The organism is Paracidovorax valerianellae (assembly GCF_900102625.1).
Taxonomy (GTDB): domain Bacteria; phylum Pseudomonadota; class Gammaproteobacteria; order Burkholderiales; family Burkholderiaceae_C; genus Paracidovorax; species Paracidovorax valerianellae.
On sequence record NZ_FMZC01000022.1, the window covers coordinates 35,620 to 56,523 of the forward strand.

The 20,904-nt window shown below is 65.0% G+C and carries 21 protein-coding genes and 1 tRNA gene; 13 read left to right on the plus strand and 9 right to left on the minus strand.

Annotation, left to right across the window (positions count from 1 at the left end):
* Positions 1–2: 2 nt before the first annotated feature.
* The 6 genes from ureE to BLT03_RS24190 all read left to right on the plus strand — a co-directional run bounded on the left by ureE (position 3) and on the right by BLT03_RS24190 (position 3,417).
* Entirely contained in the window at positions 3–665 is a 663-nt protein-coding gene (ureE, locus tag BLT03_RS22015; RefSeq protein WP_092745915.1) for an urease accessory protein UreE, read from the plus strand.
* Between the two features lie 7 nt (positions 666–672).
* Entirely contained in the window at positions 673–1,419 is a 747-nt protein-coding gene (locus tag BLT03_RS22020; RefSeq protein WP_092745916.1) for an urease accessory protein UreF, read from the plus strand.
* On the plus strand, positions 1,416–2,075 hold the full coding sequence (gene ureG, locus BLT03_RS22025; RefSeq protein WP_092745917.1) for an urease accessory protein UreG: 660 nt from the start codon (positions 1,416–1,418) through the stop codon (positions 2,073–2,075). The genes BLT03_RS22020 and ureG overlap by 4 nt, the downstream gene beginning before the upstream one ends.
* A 57-nt stretch (positions 2,076–2,132) precedes the next feature.
* Positions 2,133–2,220: transfer RNA gene (locus BLT03_RS22030), tRNA-Ser, on the plus strand.
* Positions 2,221–2,716: 496 nt separating this feature from the next.
* Positions 2,717–3,205, plus strand: a complete 489-nt coding sequence (locus tag BLT03_RS22035; protein WP_092745918.1) for a type VI secretion system amidase effector protein Tae4 — start codon at positions 2,717–2,719, stop codon at positions 3,203–3,205.
* Complete coding sequence (locus BLT03_RS24190) at positions 3,202–3,417, plus strand: hypothetical protein (RefSeq protein WP_139160486.1); 216 nt, start codon at positions 3,202–3,204, stop codon at positions 3,415–3,417. Before BLT03_RS22035 ends, BLT03_RS24190 begins: the two co-directional genes overlap by 4 nt.
* Positions 3,418–3,588: 171 nt before the next feature.
* On the opposite strand, the gene BLT03_RS22040 is transcribed toward BLT03_RS24190, so the two are convergent.
* From BLT03_RS22040 to BLT03_RS22055, 4 genes are all read right to left on the minus strand, one after another.
* A complete protein-coding gene (locus BLT03_RS22040) occupies positions 3,589–4,230 on the minus strand; it encodes an IPTL-CTERM sorting domain-containing protein (RefSeq protein WP_092745919.1) in 642 nt (213 codons plus the stop codon).
* A 203-nt stretch (positions 4,231–4,433) separates the two neighbouring features.
* Positions 4,434–5,591 (minus strand): sensor histidine kinase, encoded by a 1,158-nt coding sequence (locus BLT03_RS22045; protein ID WP_092745920.1) that lies wholly within the window; start codon positions 5,589–5,591, stop codon positions 4,434–4,436.
* Between the two features lie 157 nt (positions 5,592–5,748).
* A complete protein-coding gene (locus BLT03_RS22050) occupies positions 5,749–7,011 on the minus strand; it encodes a midcut-by-XrtH protein (RefSeq protein ID WP_092745921.1) in 1,263 nt (420 codons plus the stop codon).
* Between the two features lie 278 nt (positions 7,012–7,289).
* Positions 7,290–7,529 carry a hypothetical protein gene (locus BLT03_RS22055; protein ID WP_092745922.1) on the minus strand — a complete coding sequence of 80 codons (240 nt, stop codon included), beginning with the start codon at positions 7,527–7,529 and terminating at the stop codon, positions 7,290–7,292.
* Between the two features lie 211 nt (positions 7,530–7,740).
* Here BLT03_RS22055 and BLT03_RS22060 point away from each other — a divergent pair, with 211 nt between their 5' ends.
* Together BLT03_RS22060 and BLT03_RS22065 are read left to right on the plus strand one after the other, a co-directional pair.
* Positions 7,741–8,775 carry a hypothetical protein gene (locus BLT03_RS22060; protein WP_139160487.1) on the plus strand — a complete coding sequence of 345 codons (1,035 nt, stop codon included), beginning with the start codon at positions 7,741–7,743 and terminating at the stop codon, positions 8,773–8,775.
* 99 nt (positions 8,776–8,874) lie between these two features.
* Positions 8,875–9,261 carry a hypothetical protein gene (locus BLT03_RS22065; RefSeq protein ID WP_092745924.1) on the plus strand — a complete coding sequence of 129 codons (387 nt, stop codon included), beginning with the start codon at positions 8,875–8,877 and terminating at the stop codon, positions 9,259–9,261.
* A gap of 79 nt (positions 9,262–9,340) precedes the next feature.
* On the opposite strand, the gene BLT03_RS22070 is transcribed toward BLT03_RS22065, so the two are convergent.
* From BLT03_RS22070 to BLT03_RS22080, 3 genes are all read right to left on the minus strand, one after another.
* A complete protein-coding gene (locus BLT03_RS22070) occupies positions 9,341–10,426 on the minus strand; it encodes a formylglycine-generating enzyme family protein (RefSeq protein WP_092745925.1) in 1,086 nt (361 codons plus the stop codon).
* Positions 10,427–10,697: 271 nt separating this feature from the next.
* Complete coding sequence (locus BLT03_RS22075; protein WP_092745926.1) at positions 10,698–12,797, minus strand: hybrid sensor histidine kinase/response regulator; 2,100 nt, start codon at positions 12,795–12,797, stop codon at positions 10,698–10,700.
* A 162-nt stretch (positions 12,798–12,959) separates the two neighbouring features.
* A complete protein-coding gene (locus BLT03_RS22080; protein ID WP_092745927.1) occupies positions 12,960–13,568 on the minus strand; it encodes a TetR/AcrR family transcriptional regulator in 609 nt (202 codons plus the stop codon).
* Between the two features lie 73 nt (positions 13,569–13,641).
* On the opposite strand from BLT03_RS22080, the gene BLT03_RS22085 reads away from it, so the two are divergent.
* Both BLT03_RS22085 and BLT03_RS22090 read left to right on the plus strand, forming a co-directional pair.
* Positions 13,642–14,247: an NAD(P)H-dependent oxidoreductase gene (locus BLT03_RS22085; RefSeq protein ID WP_092745928.1), complete on the plus strand. Its 606-nt coding sequence runs from the start codon at positions 13,642–13,644 to the stop codon at positions 14,245–14,247.
* Positions 14,248–14,380: 133 nt separating this feature from the next.
* The gene (locus BLT03_RS22090; protein WP_092745929.1) at positions 14,381–14,779 is read left to right on the plus strand and encodes a VOC family protein; all 399 of its coding nucleotides are present in this window, start codon (positions 14,381–14,383) and stop codon (positions 14,777–14,779) included.
* 92 nt (positions 14,780–14,871) lie between these two features.
* Here the strand turns inward: BLT03_RS22090 and BLT03_RS22095 are convergent, their stop codons facing one another.
* The gene (locus tag BLT03_RS22095) at positions 14,872–15,357 is read right to left on the minus strand and encodes a GNAT family N-acetyltransferase (RefSeq protein WP_092745930.1); all 486 of its coding nucleotides are present in this window, start codon (positions 15,355–15,357) and stop codon (positions 14,872–14,874) included.
* A 326-nt stretch (positions 15,358–15,683) separates the two neighbouring features.
* Positions 15,684–17,468 (minus strand): cyclic peptide export ABC transporter, encoded by a 1,785-nt coding sequence (locus BLT03_RS22100; protein ID WP_092745931.1) that lies wholly within the window; start codon positions 17,466–17,468, stop codon positions 15,684–15,686.
* A gap of 256 nt (positions 17,469–17,724) precedes the next feature.
* Between BLT03_RS22100 and fhuF the strand changes: the two genes are divergently transcribed.
* The 3 genes from fhuF (at position 17,725) to BLT03_RS22115 (ending at position 20,875) form a co-directional block, all read left to right on the plus strand.
* Positions 17,725–18,519, plus strand: coding sequence for a siderophore-iron reductase FhuF (fhuF, locus tag BLT03_RS22105; RefSeq protein ID WP_245711512.1), 795 nt, complete (start codon positions 17,725–17,727; stop codon positions 18,517–18,519).
* A gap of 168 nt (positions 18,520–18,687) precedes the next feature.
* Positions 18,688–19,557 (plus strand): formyl transferase, encoded by an 870-nt coding sequence (locus tag BLT03_RS22110; protein ID WP_092745932.1) that lies wholly within the window; start codon positions 18,688–18,690, stop codon positions 19,555–19,557.
* Positions 19,541–20,875 carry a lysine N(6)-hydroxylase/L-ornithine N(5)-oxygenase family protein gene (locus BLT03_RS22115; RefSeq protein ID WP_092745933.1) on the plus strand — a complete coding sequence of 445 codons (1,335 nt, stop codon included), beginning with the start codon at positions 19,541–19,543 and terminating at the stop codon, positions 20,873–20,875. The genes BLT03_RS22110 and BLT03_RS22115 overlap by 17 nt, the downstream gene beginning before the upstream one ends.
* Positions 20,876–20,904: the final 29 nt, after the last annotated feature.

Sequence of the window (20,904 nt, forward strand, 5' to 3'; positions counted from 1 at the left end):
CCATGCTGCAAGTCTCCAAACTCATCGCCCAGGGCAAGGGCCTGGCGCCCGTGCTCGTCAAGCGCGCGTCCACCCTCGAACTCGACTGGGACACCCGCCAGAAAAGCCGCTTCGCCGCCACCGACTCCACCGGCCGGGAGCTCGGTATCTTCCTGCCGCGCGGCACCGCGGTGCGTGGCGGCGATGTGCTGGTCGCCGAAGACGGCTCCATGGTCCGCGTCATCGCCGCACCGCAGGCCGTGCTGCGCATCACCCACTGCGCCAAGCACGGCACCGCCTTCGACCTGACCCGCGCCGCCTACCACCTGGGCAACCGGCACGTGCCGATCGAACTCACGCCCACCCACCTGCAGATCGAGCCCGACCACGTGCTGGCCGACATGCTGCGCTCCATGCACCTCATCGTGAACGCGCTGCAGGCGCCCTTCGAGCCCGAAGGCGGCGCCTATGCGGCCGGCGGACACCATGGGCACGGGCACCATGAACCCCACGGGCATGACCAAAGCCACGGCCATGGGCATGACCACGCAGGCCATTCCCACGAAGCCGCCAGCACCGCTCACAGCCATGAACATGACCATGGCAACGGGCACGGCCACGACCACGACCACGGCACGCATGACCCTGCGAAGTGCGACCACCCGCATCACAAACACAACCATTGACGCCGCTATGACGGCCGCAGCCTGCACCGCCCCTGCCGACGAAGCCACCGCCGTCGCCCCCACGACCCTGCCCGCTGCCAGCCTGCTGCAGCTCATCTGGCTCGCCTCACCCGCGCTTCCGGTGGGCGGCTTCTCTTATTCCGAAGGACTGGAAGTGGCGGTCGAGCGCGCCGGCGTCACCACCGAAGCCGCAGCCGCCGATTGGCTGGCCGCGCAGTTGCAGTTGACGCAGGCGCGTGGCGACATGGCCGTGCTGCAGCAAGCCCTGGCCGCCTGGCGCGCAGCCGATCATGCCCGCGTGCGCCGCTTGAACGACTGGGTGCTGCACACGCGCGAAACCAGCGAAATGCGCCTGCAGACCGAGCAGATGGGCCGCTCGCTGGCCGACTGGCTGCGCAACCAGCACGCCGGCGATGCCGCCCGGCTGCACGACGTGGCCGTGCTCGCGGCGCTGCCGCCCACCTACCCCGTCGCCTTCGCCCTGGCCGCCGCCAGCACCGAAGCCAGCGCGCGCGACGTGCTGCTGGCCTACACCTTCGGCTGGGCCGAGAACATGGTGCAGGCCGCCCTCAAGGCCGTGCCCCTGGGCCAGAGCGCCGGCCAGCGCATCCTCGCCCGGCTGGCCGCCGCTATTCCAACTGCCGCCGATGCCGCCCTGCGCACCGGCGACGCGGACCGCCAGGCTTTTTCGCCCATGCTCGCCATCCTGTCGGCGCAGCATGAAACCCAATACTCCCGCCTCTTCCGATCATGAACACCACCGCCACCGCACTGCACCACATCCCTAACCGCACCAAGCCCCTGCCCCCGCTGCGCGTGGGCATCGGCGGCCCCGTCGGCTCGGGCAAGACCACCCTGCTGGAAATGCTGTGCAAGGCCATGCGCGACAAGCACGACCTGATCGCCATCACGAACGACATCTACACCAAGGAAGACCAGCGCCTGCTCACGGTGAGCGGCGCGTTGCCCGCCGAGCGCATCTTGGGCGTGGAAACCGGAGGCTGCCCCCACACCGCCATCCGCGAAGACGCATCCATCAACCTGGAAGCCATCGACCGCATGCTGGTGCAGTTTCCGAACGCCGACGTCGTCTTCATCGAAAGCGGTGGCGACAACCTGGCCGCCACCTTCAGCCCTGAGCTGAGCGACCTCACGATCTACGTCATCGACGTCGCCGCCGGCGAAAAAATTCCCCGCAAGGGCGGCCCCGGCATCACCAAGAGCGACCTGTTCGTCATCAACAAAACCGACCTCGCCCCCCACGTCGGCGCCAACTTGGACATCATGGCCGCCGACACCACCCGCATGCGCGGCACCAAGCCCTTCGTGATGACCAATCTGAAAACCCTGCAGGGGCTGGATGAGGTCGTAGCCTTCATCGAAAAGAAAGGGTTGCTGCAGGCGGCCTGATGCGGGCCGGTGCGGCAAGGCGCCTGCGGAGGCCGGCTAGAATACGCGCCAGTTTGCGGAGACTTGGGTGAGCGGTTTAAACCAGCAGTCTTGAAAACTGCCGACGGGCAACCGTCCGTGAGTTCGAATCTCACAGTCTCCGCCAGAACGAAAAATCAGCACCCCATGCAGGGTGCTTTTTTGTTGCCCATCGCCACTGCTGAACCGCCTATGGGACAGCGTGTTGCAGCATGTTCAGCATCGGTCCGATTGCGAACGCGGTGTGCGCCATAACCGGGCATCTGCTTTCCTTAAAACTGCGGGTCTCTGGGCTAGTAATGCCACTGCAGGGTATGTCGGGAATGGCGTCTACACATACACGGCATCTGACGAGGTAGCTTCGCCCGTCGGGACGGAGTCGCTGAACGCAGCCTCTGTCACTCCATCGGCATTCTTACGCTATCGCAGCGAAGATGCTTTTGCCGTTTGCGGCTTTAGCATTGTTTGCAGCCCGGAGTACCCGGCTTCGCGTGTAAAAAATTGGCCGACTGCTGATCGGTGAAAATGCAATGACAGGGGTTGCACCCTGCTTTGATTGACTAGAGCCGATAGCCGAAGATTGCATCAAATCCAGTCGAAATATTAAAAAAGGGAGTTAATAAATGCCAACGTTTTCCCAGCTTTGGGACAGTCACCCGACTATCAACGGAGACGCGCCGCTGCTAGATAAAGGGGTTTATGTTAATCAATGCGCTATCAACGTGTCAGCCGCGCTTATTAGTTCAGGCGTAAATATGAAATCATATCGCGGCGCTTGGTCTTGGCAGAAAGATAAGCCGAGGTATGCCATCCGAGCGGAAGAACTTGCCAATTGGCTTGGCAGCGGGGCAGCGCCTTTTCCAGCAACGCTGACGAAATATAAAGATGACGAGGTGAAAACCGTCTTTGATAAGATCGCAAATAAACAGGGAATAATATTTTTCAAGGATTATTATGGCCCCGGCATGTCGGGCGATCATATCGACTTGTTCAACGGCAGCAGGCTAACAGAACGGACTTCCTGGCTTCGCATTCACACCGGAATTTCCATTAGCGGCTTTTGGAGTGACTTCACCAAAGCGAAAGCCGCATGGTTTTGGGAGTTACCATGAAACGTTTTCTTTACGCTACATGCGGCGCTTTGGGATCGGTCATTCTTTCCTATCTCATAGTGAATGCATTTTCCTATTGGTACGGCCCGCGCTACATAAAATCCGACTCAGATATCAATACCGTTTTTCTTTGGTCGCTGATCTTTATGGCGTTCTGCTTGGTTCTTGGCGCCATCTTCGGATATCGCCAAGGCCGCCCCCGGAAAGTCTGAGCGCTGCGGGGTTGCCTCCCAAGCCGCCCCTTTATTGGCTTTAGGGATCCCTCGGTCGGTCTCCGCCAAAGCTAAAAATGCGCCTCTTACGAGGCGATCTTTTTTCTATCCCATATATGTCAACACGGGCAAGGCGATGTCCCAGGGGGAAAGCGCAGAGGACCGACCCGCTTAACCCTGGAGACGACGGCGCGTGTGAACGAACCCGAACGCCGCAACCAGCGCGGACATCAAAATCAAGCCCCACTCGGATAGCGTAGGAATGCTCGCTGGCGCGGCAACCGCGCCGCCGCCGCCGCCCGCTGCGGCATTGCCGGTGACGGTGATCGCCAGCGTGGCACGGCGATTCGAATCCAGCGGTGGGGTCGATCCATTCGTCTGCTCCACGGTGCCAGTGCAAGGTGGTTGGCCAGTGTTGACGGACAAGCCACCTGGTCCGGACAGCAGCGTCTGCTTGAACGTGATCGTCGAATTGGCGGGGATGGCGGCATTGCCGAAATTGAACGTCACCGGGGTGCCACCAGCCGTGCCCGTCGTCACGGTGGCGGTGGCGTTGGCTGTGCTCACCAGCGTGCCATTGAACGCATTCAGTCGCGCCTCCAGCGCCACGTTGTAGCTGCCAGTGACCGTGGCGTGATAGTTCACGGTGACGGTGTCCAGCGTGCCGGTGCTGTAGTTGGGCAGGTAGAACGAGCGCGACAGGCCGTCGCCTCCCGTGTCGGTGTTAGCAGGGCAACTGACCACCGTGGCAGCGCTGGCAACTGCGGGTGCCAGCAGGGCGCAGAGCGCGAGGGTTTGGAACCAATTCTTCATGGCAGGGCGTGGATTTTGAAACAGCAATTAATTAATTGTATTTATTGGTTTCAAAAACATTAGCTCAGCCGTTCCAGAACTCGGAATCCCGCCTAAACGTTGCGCCTAACAGATTACTGATAAGAACCTCGAACAGAAGGCTTGGGGTTAGAGGGGAGCGGCCTCTTCAAACGTTTGCGCGGAGTGTCTCTGTCAACGAGTTGCTAAGGCGGCGACTGTGAGAACAAAGATGAAGCCGAAGCTTCTACTTTGTCTGGCACAAACACCTTGGGTATTTCCACAGTGAACCGGACTTTTCCGCCGCTCGACACGCCGACTGCATCTCCATGGTGCGCCCTGGCAATCTGGCGGACGATGAACAGGCCCAGCCCCAGATGCGTTCTGTCCGCCCTGGGCGAGAGTATTTCGCGCTGGCGCAGGGGCTCGAACAGCAGTTCGATTTCCCCCGGCGGAATGTCGCCCGCGTTGGTCACTTGAATGCGCACGACCGTCTCGTCACCCGTCACGTCCACGACGATGGGCTCCTGTTGCGGCAGGCCATGTTTGACGGCGTTGGACACCAGGTTGGACAGCGCTTCCCGCACGCGAGAGGCATCCGCCTGCGCTTCGGTGTTGCCCCTGGCATGGAACTCGATGATCGCAGCGGGGTGGGCGACGCGCAGCAAATCGATTTCTTCCAGGCAGCTGACCGCGAGGTCCACGCGCTTGCATTGCAGCGCCATGCCCGTTGCGAACCCGGCCCGGTTGTATTCGAGCAGCGAGTCCAGCAGCGATGCCATTCGCTTGACGCCACGCGACAGCAGATCGATGTTGGCGGGAGGTGCCGACTCGCGGGCGCGCATCAGCTCGACGGTGAGGGAGATGGCGGTCAGCGGCCCGCGCAGGTCATGGCCGAGGATGCCGAGAAAGATCTGCCGCCACCGCTCCCTTTCCTGTGCAAAGAACTGCACGGATTCGGCCACGGCCTGATCGATGGCTTCGTTGAAGCGCGCGATGTCTTCGATGGCGTGCACGTCGGCGGGATGCGCTTCCAGCCAAAGGCGCAGGATGCTGGATCGCATCGCACGGAACTCGGCCACCAGTTCTTCGATGGTGATGCCCAACTTGGCCCGCAGCAATCCATGGGTCTGGGCCGAGGTTTCTGCCGTGGCTGGGGGCTCGTCGCCCAGCGATTTGGTGATCGATTCCGACCGGCTCTGCGCCGTGCGCAGATCTGCGGAGATGGCCGCCAGCAGATGGGGCAGATGGTCGCGCAAGACGGATTCGTCCGTCTTCGAGAGCGCGGGAATCGTGCGGGCGTAGGCTGCTGCGGCTTTGAGAATGGGCTCGCGGGACGCTTCTATGAATGTTGCAAGTCGCATTTAGCGTCCGAACGTTAGGGGGTGTGGCCCCTTATACCAAACCACGCTCAGGCAGACCGGGGCTCATCGGGCGAAGCGACTGGCATAAAAAATGCCCACGATGGCATTGCCACCGTGGGCCTGACACACAAGTGAAGTGCGCCTTTTACTCGCTACTTCAATTAGCGCTGCACAGGATCAGCGTGGAAGAGACATTCCCCGCCGTCTTGGCGCCTGACCCGCTATATCCCCCAGGCAACGTGGCCACCGCATTCAACTGGAACGCGACGCTGATCGACAAGGTGGTTCTGAAGGCGATGGTGGCGCCTGCCGGTAAGGCCGAGGTGAGCGTGATCTGGCGCGACGTGTTCGACAAAACGGCAACATTCGCTGTGCCACCAGAGACGCTGAACACACCGATGTTCGGGACCCCCGAACCCGTGATCGTGACGGTCGTGCCGACAGGCAGCGGCACCGTCGGTCCGGCTTGCATCGTGAAGCCTGGGCCGAGGAGTCCCAGCGTGCCGCAGGTTCCCCGCAGGGCGAAGGCGCCCACTTCCGTGATGGGCGCCGCATTCACCGTCACATTGACGGTCGATGCCATGGCGTTGTCGCCATAGATGCGCACCGCGGTCGGGCCACCGACGGTCGACGACTCGACGGTCAGGTTGCAGGAGGCGCCGGGTGCCATCGACCCGCATGTGCTGGGCGTGAGGGTGATGCCGCTGCCCGCAGGAATGTCGGCCCGCACGTTGTCTGCGGTCTGCGTTCCGGTGTTGGTGACGGTCAAGACTTCCGAAGCGCCGGCGTCGAAGGCCAGCGTGGCTGCAGAAAGGCTCAGTGTGGTCTGGGGGGCTGCTGCAGCCTCGGCACGGCAGATGGTCTCGACGCTGACGCGGCAGACGCCGGTCGGTGCGATGGTGTTGCCGACCGCGCACACGGGCGGCGAAACAGGTGCCGCGCCGGAGGCGGCGAGAAGACCGAACCCTGCCGGAAAACACTGCGGCAAGGTCGGCTCCTGCAGTGCCGTGATCTTGAGCGGGACGCCGGAAGAGTTGGTGAAATCGACCGGCACGAAGCCCGTGATGCTGGCCCCGGCGTTGACTTGGTTCACCGCGATGGGCTGGGTTTCCCCGGCGGGATTGGTGAAGCTGTTGACCAGCTGGGCGCGCAGTTCGGGGCTGTGCCACAGCAGCGACGCCATCAGTGCGCCGCCCCACAGCGCCATGAGCAGCGCCCGGTGCTGGCGATTGCGCAGCACGAACCAGGCGGCAGCCAGCAATGCCACGCCGACGGCAACGAGTGCAACGGGGTTGTCCACGGGGATGGCCGCCACCCCGGGGGCCGGAGCCAGGGCGGGCGCAACGGTAATGCTTTGCGCACCGGCAGCCAGTGGCAGCGCGGTGGCGACGGTGAGGGTCAAGGCTGCGCTCGGCTTCATGGCGGACTCTGCGTTACAACAAAGCCGCGAAATTTACGGGAACTTTCGCGCTTCGGCCAGTGTTTGCAGCGCCTTTCCTGCACTTTTCAGTCAGGGGAATCCAGGATTTACATGCGTTGACTGTCACGCTGGCAGACCGGGCGTGCTCCACCAGGCGCTCATGCCTGGGCTGCAGTTCGCGCGCAAGTTCATGCGTCAGGGCCTGCTGCCGCAACGCAGACACCGCATTTCCGTGGTCAATTCTTCGCGACACGGATGAGCGGCATTGATAAGTGGCCCTACTGCTTCGAGCGCAGTTGGGGCGTGTGGGCAGCACGGCCGGCAGAACCGTCGTGCTCCGGCGGGGTCCCTGGCGTCCAGGGCGCCTCGCCAGGGACCTCCGGCTGATGCTGCTCGACCACGGCGGCGCGAACGAGGTGCAGGCGCTCGGCCGCGTCATGCAGCGACTGCTTGATCGCAGCCGAAGCTTGCCGAAGCCGGCGCGCTTTCTGTATGGGGTCTTCGTTTTCGTCGGACATGCAAAGCCCCAGGCAAGCGGTGTGCCTTGCCGTCCACTCATCCAGTGCGAATAGGCATGGGCGCCCGGTGCCCTTCGGCATTTCGCATCCAGGCCCATCAGTTCGGGCACTGCCTGCCCGCGCACTACTCCGGCGGCACCATGGCGGGACCATCCTCCGTCAGCAGCCGGTCTTTTCAGAGCCTGCGGACACCTTGCATCGGGAACGGGCCATGACATTGAAATCCAGCTTGAATAAATTGCAGCATGCCATGCGCCCGGGTGGGTCGGCACTTGCCGAAGCGCCCGCCGCTAAATCGGCTAAACCCGGCGGCAAGAGCTCAGCCTTTGCCGGGTTCAGCGGGCTGCAGGGCCGGGACGGAGGCGCACAGAGCGGCGGCATGGCGCCCCGGTCGATGAACGCCTTGCGAGGGCGTGCGCCGATGGCGCAGGCGCTCTCCAATGCGGCGCAGCATGCACGCGATTCGGTGCAGCAGTTCTCGCAGGGCATGCGGCAAGAGATCAAGCAGCACAAGAACGGCTTCTCGGCTTTGCGGGCCGAATCCCATCAGATGTCACGGCCGGGCTTTGGCTACGGCGCGGTGGCGCAACACCATCGCACGGCACAGACTGCGCACCAGCAGCGCTCTCAACAGGCGTACGCCAACGCGGCCCAGAGCGCGCGCGGGTTCTTCGGGGAAACGGCACGCGGCGTTTCGGCGGGCGTGCGAGGCGCGGCCTATTCGGTCGCCAAGAACATGGAACGCTTCGACCCGCGCCGGCTGGCCCACAAGGCTTCGCACTACGGCAACGCAGTGCTTCACAAAGCCGGCCAGGCGGCCATGGTGGGCCTGGGCGGCGCACTGCTGGCCGGTGTCGCCGTGACCCACGGCGTGGACAGGGCGCGCTACAAGATGGGGCAGATGGCCCATGCCGCGAACCATGCAGTCAACCAGGGCGTCAACCATGCGATGTATCGGGTGGACCACGCGGTGCAGTCGGCCGCGCACCGCATCGACAACGCGCTGTACCGGGTAGACCACGCGGTGAATCAGGTCAGCCATGCCGCGCACTCGGTCGCGTACCAGGCGGGGTACATGGCGCAGAACGCGATCAACCATGTGACCTACCCCATCCGCGCGGCCGCGCACACCTACCAATCGCTGGCGCACGCCGCATCGGTGTTCAAGCAGGACATGGCGCATTTCAATGCGTATGGCATGCAGCACAGCTACCAGCAGTACCACGCCCGTCCCCAGTGGTATTGAGCGCCGGGCCGATCGCGATGGCCGCTGCATCGCTGCTTTTTTCGCGCCCGCGCCCGACACCTCTCCGAGCCCCGATGACCGTTCCTGCAAAGGCACCCCATGAACACTGAATCCCTCGCCGAAAACCCCGTGGCAACCGACGCACCACCCGCCGGCAACGCGGCCGATGCCCCGCCCCTGTTCGATGAACGCGCCCTGCTGGCGCACTACGTGTTGCGCGATTTCGAGCAGGCCGTGGCGAACGTGGAACAGGAACTGCGCGACGCCGAGCCGGCGCCCGATGCGCAAGCGGAATCGCCCGCTACCGAAGACGACTTGAACGCCATGGCCGAAGAGCGCCGGGCCCTGGCCCGCCAGATCGTGACCGGCGCGTGGCTGAACCGGAACAACCCGCAGTGGGACCCGCTGGAGCCCGAAACCCATCGGCCCGACCCGAACGATCCGCTGCTGGCGATTCTTCAATCCGTGCAGGAACCTGCGGACTGACAACGGGGCATTCCGGCCGGCTATTCAGGCCAAATCCGCCGCACAGCCATTGCTGCGCCGCAGCGGCAGACCCGGCGGATCAGCGCGCCGCGCGTGGCAAAGCTTGGTGCCGAGCCGTGCCCGCAGCGGGCGCAGCGGCATCGACCTCGCGCAGCAGCCGCATGCCCACCAGCGTGTAGCGCGTGTCCGGCGCGTTCCAGTTGCGGTAAGAGCACCGGGCATACAGCGGCCACGTGTGCCACGAGCCCCCACGGCGCACGCGCACGCTGCCTTGCGCCGGGCCCTGCGGATCGTCGCGCTGCGACTCGGCATAGGCCGTGTCGCCATGCCAGTCCGACACCCATTCCCAGGCGTTGCCCACCATGTCGTGCAGGCCGAAGGCATTGGCCGGGTAGCTGGCCACGGGCGCGGTGAAGGCGTGGCCATCGTGGCCTTTGACCGCCTGCGCAGCCCAGCGGGGCCAATACGGCGCAGCGTCTTGATCGAAAGTGTTGGCGTGGCGCGCGAGCCCTTCTGGGTCGTCGCCCTGCGGGTAGCGGGTGCGCGTGCCGGCGCGGCAGGCGTATTCCCATTCGGCCTCGGTGGGCAGCCGGTAGCGGTGGCCCTCGGTGCTGCTGAGCCATGCGGCCAGCGCATGCGCGTCGTGCCAGGTGATGTTGACCACCGGGTGGTCATCGCCCTGCGCGAAGCCGGGGTTGCGCCACGAGTAGCGCTGGTCGCGCCCCTCGAAGGCATCGCCGCGTGCGGTCTTGGCAGGGTCGTAATCGGGGTTGTAGCCGTAGCCGCCGGTGCCGTCCGCCTCGGATTCGGGGCGGTAGCCGGAGGCCTCGATGAACCGGCGGAACTGCCCCACGGTGACCTCGGTCTGCCCCAGGTAGAACGCGCGGCGGATGCGCACCGGGTGCACGGGCGCTTCATCCGACAACAGTTCGAAGCGCTGTCGCTCCATGAGTGGGTAAGCGGCCGCGAGTGCATCAACGGACTCGTCGCTGCCCATGCGGAAACTGCCGGCCGGCACACGCACGAACGGCATGCCGAGGGAGTTCGTCCAGACCGTGGCCTGGGCCTTCGGCGCATTCGGGGGTTTTTGAGCCTGCGCGGGTGCTGCGGCCAGCCACCCTAGCCCGCCAAACACCGCTGGTATGCAGTACAGAACACGAAGCATGGATGGACGCATGGCGGTTCCCGGAGGCAGCGCTGGGGCTGAAGACGGCCAGTGTATGCGGGCGCCGGCGACCAGTGGGGGCTTTGAGCCAAATTGGCCTCCAGCGCATATTCCCCTAGGGAGTATTGCTATGAATAAGTGAGCATTTCGCACTACCTGGCCGCGCCATCGCGGACAGACGCAGTCTCTGCCCACGCACCGCCACCGCCACCGACACCGACACCGCCACCGACACCGCCCATCCAGGCCGAGCGCCGGCCTGCTCTCCTGGTCAGCGCGGCAAACCGGCCTGTCCCGCGTGGCGGCGGCCGGCGACGGCTTCGGGGCTCATCCATTCACCGATGCGGTTCAACAATTCTTCCGGCTCTACCGGCTTGGTCAGGTGGGCATCGAAACCCGCCGCGGTGGTCTTGGCCCGGTCTTGCTGGGTGCCCCAGCCCGAGAGCGCCACGATGCGTGTGCCGGCCGTGGCCGGGTCGCCGCGCAGCCGCGCCGCCACCTCGTACCCGTCCATCAACGGCATGCCCAGGTCGAGCAGCACCAGATCGGGCTTCCATTCGCTGGCGATGCGCAGCGCCTCCAGGCCACCGGGCGCGCCCATCACGGCGTGGCCCTCCACCTTGATCAACTCCACCAGCGTGAGCAGGCCGTCCGGGTTGTCTTCGACGACCAGCACGCGGCCGTGGCTTGGCGCCGCCGGGGCTTGCCCCGGCGCCTCGGGTTCGGCCACCGCCGCCACCAGCGGCAATTCGATGCGGAACGTGCTGCCCTGGCCGATGCCGGCGCTTTCCACGCTCACCGTGCCGGCGTGCATTTCGACCAGGCTCTTCACCAGCGACAGGCCGATGCCCAGGCCGCCATGCGCCTTGCGGCCGGTGTGCGACAGCTGCGTGAACAGTTGAAAGAGCCGGCCCTGGTCCTGGGGCGGAATGCCCATGCCGTTGTCCGCCAGCTCGACGATGACGCGCGCCCCATCGACGCGGGCCGACAGCCGGATGTCGCCGCCGTCCGGCGTGTATTTGGCGGCGTTGTTCAGCAGATTCGTCACCACCTGCACCAGCCGCGCCGGGTCGGCGTGGACGGGCGCCGACTGGCCCGGCAGTTGCATGCTGAACCGGTGGCCGGCCGCCTCCAGCCAAGGCGTGGCGGCCTCGACGGCCTGCTCCAGCAGCGGCGCGATGTCGGTCACCTCCTGCTTCAATTCGATCAGCCCGCGGTTGATGCGGGACACATCGAGCAAATCTTCGACCAGCCGCACCAGGTGGTTCGCCTGGCGCTCGATGACTTCATGCCTGCGGGCCTGGCGCGACGCGTCCGTGTCGCGCTTGAGCAGCGTGATGGCGTACAGCATCGGCGCGATGGGATTGCGCAACTCGTGCGCCAGCGTGGCCAGGAACTCGTCCTTTCGGCGGTCCTGCTCGCGCAGCATGGCGGCGTCGCGCACGCGCTCGATGTGGGCCCAGCTGCGGTCCACGACCTCGGTGATGACGCGCAGGTCGCCGTCGGACCAGCGCCGCGGCGTGGACTGGTGCACGGCCATCATCGCCACCAGCCTCCCGCCCTTGACCAGGCCCGCGCACACGATGGCCTTGATGCCGATGGCGTTGAACATGCGACCGCCCTGGTCGTCGCCCAGTTCGCGGTCCACGTCGTGCACCACCAGGTGGCGCCCGTTGCGCAGGTTGGACGTGGCCTGCGGGCCGAACAGATCGAGCGAATACACCCCGGCGCTGGAAGGCACGCCAGGCAGGGACCAGTCGCTGCGGATGGTGAACCGGTCGTTGTCGGGCTCGACATCGGCGTACGCGCAACGCGTGGCGCCCAAGTGCTCACCCAGCAGTTGCGCCGTGACCTGCATCACATCGACGGCATCGACCAGCGGCCGCGTGGCGTGCTCGATGCGGTCCAGCACCTGAAGGCGCCGTTGAATCTCCTGCTGCAGGGATTCGGCCTGCTTGCGCTCGGTGATGTCGATGACCGTGCCGATCGCGCGCACGCACCGGCCCGAGGCATCGAACAGGCCCCGCCCCTTGGCAGCCAGCCAGCGCACCCGGCCGTCCTCCTTGCCGATGGCGCGGTATTCCACGTCGTAGACCGTGCGCACCTCCGGGTCCTGGGCGGCCGCGAAGGCGCGGAGCACTTCAGGGGCATCGTCCGGATGCAGGCACGCCACGAAGTCGTCGAGCGTCACCTCGGCCTGCGCCGAGATGCCGAACATGGCCTTGACGATCGCGGGCCAGTACAGCGTGCCGGTGGCGACGTCCACATCCCACAAGCCCACATCCGCCGCTTCGATGGCCAGCCGCAACTGCTCCTCGCGTTCCTGCAAGGTCTTGGCGTCGGGCGTGGGGTGGGATGGGGTTGAATTCATGGGGTGGCGTGCCGGGCAGTTGGGGCGCTGCCGGATTATCGGCGGCCCCGGTTCAAGCGCGGTGGAATGGCCTGGATGGCGGCGACGGAGCCGTTGCCAAGCTGCAGGCCCGAAACGCCTACGGACTGGCCCAGCGGATTCAGAGATAGTCCGAATCCCGCATCAAGCCCTACCCACGATGCGCTGAATCGCGTCATATATCTCGTTCTGCGCGTCGACGGGATCCACCTCCCCTGCCAATGCCGCAAAGGACACCGCTTCCGCAGTGCCGAGCATTGCGCGCAGTGCTACGAGTTTCAAAGGCCTCTTCGCGAAAGGCTCGAGCGCGTGGCGACACTTCTCCAGGAACAGGGCTTCGTGCTCTTTCTTCAGTGCTTCCAGCTCGGGGGCGCCAGTGAGCGCCGCGACCACTCCAGGCATTTCTGTGCCCATCGTCATCACGCAATCGACATAGCTCGAGGCAATGACTTCGGCTACCGCTGAAAGTGACTTCGTACAGGCTTTGAGCGACTCGTCCAAGAGTGCGTTTTGCCGGCTGTCGTACTCCTTGTAGAGCGCCCCCAGTAGTCCGGTGCGCGCGCCGAAATGGTCGTAGACGACGGGTTTAGTCACGCCAGCGCGCTCCGCCAAATAGCCCAGTGTCAACGCATCGCTACCTTCGCTGCGAACGATGGACCAGGCGACATCCATCAGCTGACGTTGCCGCGCCTCCTTGGGCAGGCGTCGCTTGATTTCACGGCCGGCGTCCGGCTCCGTCAAGTTGGTTGGCATAGATAACTTACCAAAGGTAATTTATGGTGATAACATACCAATGGTAGCTTAAAGAACGAACGAAAGATCTCCCATGCACGCACTCATCGTCATCAGTCATCCCGACGCTCAGTCCCTTACCCACGCAGTAGCACACTCCTTTGCGAAGGGCGTTGAAGAGCTTGGCCAGCACACCACGGAATTGGTGGACCTCGCAGCAGAAGGGTTCCAGGCCGCATTCAACGCAGCGGACCGGGCGACCTTCCTTTTGAAGGCGCCTGCTCAGCCCGACGTTCTGCGCGAGCAAGAGCGCATTGACAGGTCGGATGCGCTGGTGCTTGTCTACCCGGTCTACTGGTGGTCGTTTCCAGGCCAGCTCAAGGGGTGGATCGACCGCGTTTTTTCAAACGGATGGGCCTACTCGGAAACACCGGAAGGTGCCATTGAGAAACGGCTAGGGCAGCTTGACGTCCACCTGATTGGCATCGGCGCTGCCGAGGCCGAGACCTATGCGCGACATGGCTATGACAAGGCGCTGCGCACCCAGATCGATCATGGGATCTTTGACTATTGCGGGGCAAAGGTCGTCACCTCCGAAATTCTGTATGGCATCGATAGTGAGAGCGCTGCGTCCCACATCATCAAGGCGGGTGAATTGGGCCGGAATGCGTTCGCGCAACACGCCACAGGTGTCCGCTAGCCTTCGCCGAACTGCTACGCCGCCCTCACTCCCTCCACGATTACGCCCGCACGTCGATTTTCAACTGCCAAGTGGCGAGGCGAACGCCCGCAATCCTTGGCGACAATGAGCGCTCCCTGTTTGATCGCAAGCCATGTCCAAACCCCCACTCATCATCGGTCTTGACCATGTCGTTCTCACGGTGGCGAGCGCTCCGCGCACCATCGCCTTTTATGAACAGGCGCTCGGCTTCGCGGCGCGTGAGTTCAAGCCCGGCAGGCATTCGCTGCACTTCGGAAGGCAGAAGATCAATCTGCATGAGGTGGGTACTGTGGTGGACCCTAACGTGCGGCACGCGACGCCAGGCTCGGCCGATCTGTGCTTTTTGACCTCAGCGCCTCTGGACGACGTGATGGCTCATCTGGCTGAAATGGGAGTGAGCATCGTGCAAGGCCCGGTCAACGCCACGGGTGCGAACGCTCGTTTGAGCTCGATCTACTTCTACGACCCCGATGAGAACCTGATCGAGGTTGCTAACGAATTGCCTGGCTAGAGGCCTGCCGCCGACTTCTGTTTTTGGGCCCATTGCGGACGTTCGGAGTGCTTCAAAGCGGCCGTTGCTTAACCCTCATCGCCCAGCACGACTCATGCTTGAGCGAGTTGCATTGGAACAAACGCAATGCCGTTCTTCTCCAGTCGCGCGCCGACCGCGTGAAATCCCATGCGCTCATAGAAAGCCTGTGCAAAGGGCGTTGAATTGACAGTCGTCGGCCCTGAAGCAGAAGGCCATCCATAAACCTCCTTCACATGTGCCCAAAGCGCCCTTGCGACGCCCCCTCGCTGGAACGGTTGGTCAACAAAGAGGTGGAATAGATGCATCCGATTGCGGACAGCAACAACGCCTATCAGCTGACCGCCAGCCGAACCGACGTAGTAGTCGAGCTCCGGGGCAGCGATGTTTCGTGCAATGCCTTCAGGTCCGAGCGAACGCAAAAAACTTTCTGCACCTGAACCGTCAGCTTGCAAGAGGAAATGGTGCGCCAGCGACAGAATCAACCCGCTGATGGCCGAAGTGTCGTCGAGCGTCGCTTTCCGTATGCACAGAGATTGGTCAGAGACCGTTTTGCTCATCTATGAAGATCCGGTGATGGCCGATAACGGTCATCGTACAGGCTCGCCAATAGGGGCCGGCGCGGTCGATGCCAGCCCTCGTTTCGCGCGCACGAAATGGACATTTCTTGGCGAACAGGCTCGCCTTTGCTCAACGTTCGGCGGGCGCGAAATCGGCAACAACTTAAGTTCGGTAACGCGATCGCACGCATGTCCAATGGCGCACAGACAAGTGCTGCGATGCGGAGCAAGGGCTTATGGCGTTGAGCATGCCAAGTTCGATCGCATTCCGCAGCAATCCTCGCGCCAAACCACCGCCGCCGCCTACGGCGGTCAGCCCTCGGCCATCAAGCCGGCTCGAAGTCTTCCCGGGTTTCTTCCTTCGCGGTCTGCAGTGCCTGCGCTGCCGGGCCCTGCACCAGACCGGGTTGCGGCCATGCCGCAGGCGCCACGTGTCCTGCCTGTGGCGCTGCGCCGTCATTCACCACTTGACCGGCGCGCATCGTCACCACGCGGTCGGCGAGGTGGAAGTAGCGGTCGTCGTGGGATATGACGACCAGCAAGTGTCCCTTGGCCCGCAGTTCGGGCAGCAGTTCGGTGTAGAACAGGTGGCGAAAGGTCGGGTCCTGGTCGGCCGCCCATTCGTCGAACACCAGCACCGGGCGCCCTTCCAGGTAGGCATGCACCAGCGCGAGCCGCTTGCGCTGGCCGGTGGACAGGTCGGTGGTGGTGAAGACGCCGTCCTGGACCGACACCTTGTGCGCGATCTCCAGGCGCTCCAGGTACTTCTGGGCCTGGGCCTGCCCCGCGGAGCCGACCGACGCTTCGCCCAGCAGGTCTTCGAACAGGTAGAAGTCCGAAAACACGGTGGTGAAAAGCTGCCGGTAGTCGTCCCGCGTTTCGGGCACGACGGGTTCGCCGTCCAGCACGATGGTGCCGCTTTGCGGCGCGTACAGGCCCAGCAGCAGCTTGATGAGCGTGGTCTTGCCGGAGCCGTTGTCGCCCACCACGAACACGAGCTCGCCCTTGCGCAGGCGCAGATCGACGGGGCCGAGCACGAAGGGCTCGCCACCCGGCGGCGCATCGAAGGCGTAGCGCACGCCGCGCAACTCGATGGCATCGCCCAGGTGCGCCTCGCGCTGCTGCGCCTGCAGCGGCAGGTGCGGCTCGGGGCTGGCGAAGCGGGTGGACAGATCCGCGATGCGCTGGAACGCCACCTTCGCACGGCCCACGCCGGGCAGCGCCGAGGCGATCTGGTCCATGGGGCCTTTGAGGAACAGAAGCACCAGCACGAAGCCGCTGAGCACGGCCGGCTCGGGCGCACGCAGGGCAGCCCACCCGAGGATGAGCGCGATCAGCAAAAAGAACAGGGCCGAGCCGAACGCGGTGGCGACCACGTAGGTGTTGATGGCGCGGCCGTTGACGGTGCGGATGCTGTCCACTACGCGCTCGATCTGCTCGGTGAACATGCGCGCGCGACGCGTGCGGTGCATGCGCAGTTCCTTGGCACCTTCGCTGATGCCGCGGTAGGCCTTGTGCAGTTGCTCTTCGTATTCGCGCGCCTTCCAGAAGCCCGCCACGCCGCGCGACTGCGCCAGCACCTGGATCGTGGCGCCGATGGCCAGCGCCACGATGAGCACGCCGAACAGCGGTAGCGACAGCACCGCCAGATAGATCAGGCACCCGAGCGCGATGGCCACCGCGATGAGCGTCGCCGAGAGCGCGAACACCACGTCGCTGATCATGTCCACGTCCTGCGAGAGCACGGGCATGAGACGGTGCGTGCGATAGCGCTCCAGTGCATCGATGGGGGCGGCCAGAATCTTCTGGGCCAGCCCCTTGCGCACTTGCGCCACCAGCCGCTGGCCCACGAAGTTGCTGGACATGTCGGAGACGACGCGGCCCGCCAGGGCACCCAGGCACAGGCAGATGAAGACCATGAGCAAACCGCCCGCCAGCCCGCCCGGCGTGTTGAGCACGCGGTTGATGGTGGCCAGCAGCGCGACGGTGGCGGCCCCCGCCCCGATGCCGGTGACGGCGGACAGGGCGATCCACGGAAGAAAAGGCTGGAGCAGGCGCCTGATTTCTGCGGCGTTGCCGCTGGGGCCATTCGGGCCGTTGGGTGGTGTCATGCGAAAGGTCTTTCCGCCCCGGTGGCGTGCGACGCCCCGCGGCCCGGCTGGAGTGGAAGAAAAACGGCGGCCAGCGCACGGCCGCGCCGGGCGCAGCCTGAGAAGGCCTATAGCGGCACTTGCGCGCCACCCACCCCCGAGACGCAGGCCTGCCACAAATGTTCACGCACGGGCTTGGGCCCATGAAGAAGCACGCAGCGACCTAATGCTTTCGCATGCCCCGTGAACAGTTGCGGGCCTGCCGCGTCTCAGGTTCATGCCCATCGTGATCCCGCTGCTGCAACCCCTGTTCCCCGGCGCGCTGGCGGAGCACGGCACGGGCCTGCAATGCGCGCCGGTGCCGCCACACGACGCGCTGAATCTGGCGGCGCTGCTGGACGATGCCGACCGGCTGAGCGACCTGCTGCACTGCCAGGCGCAGCATCGCGGCGCGGGCGCGGGCACGGGCTCGGGCAATTTGCGCGCCGTGGCTTCGGTGTGGACACTGCACTACCTCGACCGGCTGCTGCCGCCCGTGGTGGCGGGTGCAAGTGTGTTGCAGCAACCATTCCCCATCGCGGCGCAGGACGTTTGGGTGCGGCTGGACCGGCACGGCACGGTGCTGGACTTTCACCTCTGCACGTTGGGCTCGCCCATGCACGGGGCCAGCACCGCCGAACGCTATGCCGATCTGCTCTGGCAGCACCTCGGCCCGCTCTTCGAGCGACTGACCGAGCTGACGCGGGTGGCGCCCAAGATCCTGTGGGGCAACGCGGCGCGGCGGCTGGAACCCATCCTGGAGCAGGCCATGGTCCTGGCCGGCTCCGCCACCCCTGCAGCGGCAGACCGCGACTTCCTGCTGCACCGCCCGCACTGGCCGCAGCCCGGTGGATTGCCGCTGATCAATCCGCTATTCGGCCCGCAGCGGCAGGTGCCACGCAGCGCTGCCACTGCGCCGCTCACGCTGCACCGCCAGTGCTGCCTGTATTACCTGCTTCCCGGCGAAAGCCATTGCGGCGCGTGCCCGCTTGCACCCCAGCATCGGCGCGCGGCTGAAGCACCGCAGGTCTGACGGCCCGGCCGGTGAACAGATGGGCGCGCCATTCGTCTTCCCGGCATGGGGCCCAGAACGGGCGCGTCCATGGCCGCGTCGATTGCCGTTTTTAGCGCGCGCCCGGCCTGCGGACGCGCTGGCGCCACCCGATCGGTTCATCCACCCTTGAATGGATTCACTCCGCACATGCCCAAGGCAAAACTCGTTTACATCCTTTCCCTGCGCAATGCCGCCGCCGATCAGGCGGGCCGGCACGTGGCCTACAAAGGGGAGCAGCGCTATATGAAGTCTCCCCTGGAGTACCTGGCCGAAGCCCTGGACCAGACGCCGCTGGGCGACGCCTATTCGCTGGAGGGCATCGTGTTCGACGACGACCCGCAGTCCCCACGCGACCAGGCAGCGCTGCAGGCCTATGGCTTCGCCTGCGACCCCGCACGGCCATGGATCTTTCCACACGGGTTGGGCGCGCAGGGCAAGCCGCTCAAGGACCTGATGCATTCGGTGCCCTCCACCTACCGGCAGTTGCCGCGCGATTCGGCGCAGCGGGTGCCCGCCAAGCAGGACTTCGAACGCCGGCTGCGCGAGCGGCTCGATGCGCTGCAAGCCGACGTGGTGGTGCTGGACGGCCTGCTGGTCATCCTGGACGACCTCGCGCGGCCGGGCAACCCTTACTGGCGGCGCATCGCCAACATCCATCCCGGCATCACGCGGGTGGATTCGCCCTACCAGCGCCGCGGGGCCTATGCCACGCTGGACGCGCTGCACGGAGCGCGCGGCGAGAAGGTCGTCGACTGGACCACGCGCGCCATGGTCGCCGTGCCGCCGGTGACGATGACCGGTGCCTCCTTCCATTACGTGGACGCGGGCATCGACTCGGGCGACGTGATCTTCGACGTGCTTGCCACGCCGATCGCGCCGGACGACACCATTCTGGAAATGCGCTGGAACAACTTCCAGCAAAGCCTTTTCCCAGCCCTGCACCAGGGCCTTGCGCTGCTGGCCGAACAAGCCGAACTCATTCCACAGGAGTTGACACCCCATGCCTGCCATTCATGACCTCATCGGGATCGGCTTCGGCCCGTCCAACGTCGCACTGGCCATCGCACTGGAGGAAAAGCGCCACGCCAGCCGCCCCCTGGACGCACTGTTCATCGAGAAGCAGCCGGCTTTCGCATGGCACCCGCACATGCTGCTGGAGCAGTCGCACATGCAGATCTCGTTCCTGAAGGACCTGGCCACGCTGCGCAACCCGACCAGCCGGTTCACCTTCATCAATTACCTGCACGAGAAGGGCCGGCTGCCGGACTTCATCAACCTCAAGAGCTTCTACCCGAGCCGGCGCGAGTTCAACGACTACCTCGGCTGGGCCGCGGAGCAGTTCGAAGACCACTGCATCTACGGCGAAGACGTGTTCGAGGTCTTGCCCGAGCGACAGCACGCCGGCGGTGCTGCACCGCACGAAGCGCAAGCAGGGCCTGTCTCGCACCTGCGCGTGCGTTCGCGCAACCGCACCGGCACCGTGACCGAGCGGCTGGCACGCAACCTGGTGGTGGGCGTGGGCGGCACGCCCAACATTCCGGCAGCCTTCAAGCCGCTCAAGGGCGACCCGCGCGTCTTCCATTCCAGCGGCTACCTGCAGGGCATTGCGCCGCATGGGGCTGCGCGCCGGATCGCCGTGGTGGGCGCGGGACAGAGCGCTGCGGAAATCTTCATGGACCTGCAGGGCCGCCCCGGCGCGCCGCAGGTGGACCTGGTGATGCGGGCCCGTTCGATCCGGCCGTCCGACGACAGCCCGTTCGTGAACGAAATCTTCAACGTCGAATTCACCGATTACATGTACAGCCGCCCGCCTTCGGAGCGCGCGTCGTTGCTCGATGAGTTCTGGCACACCAACTACGCGGTGGCCGACATGGAGCTGATCCAGCAGATCTTCAAGCTCTTCTACGACCAGAAGGTGGCGGGGGTCGAGCGGCTTCGCATGCTGAGGCGCCAGGAGGTGAACGCGGCGCGGGCCGATGCGGCCGGCATTCACCTCACCCTGGCCGACCAGGACACCGGCCAGGCCAGCACCGTGCGCTATGACGCCGTGGTGCTGGCCACCGGCTACGCGCGCGCGCAGCACAGGGATTTGCTGCAGCCGCTGGCGCCCTACCTGGGCGACATGCAGGTGGACCGCCACTACCGGGTGCAAACGTCGCAGGACTTCCATCCAGCCATTTACCTGCAAGGCGCCTGTGAGGCCTCCCACGGCCTGAGCGACACGCTGCTGTCGGTCACCTCGGTGCGCACGGGCGAGATCGGCAACGCCTTGCTGGCAGCAGCGCCGGCAAGCCCTGCCCGCGCCCGCGGATCGCTGGAGCCCACGCTGGCCTGATTGCGACGCAGCGCAGAGGCTGCTGCGCA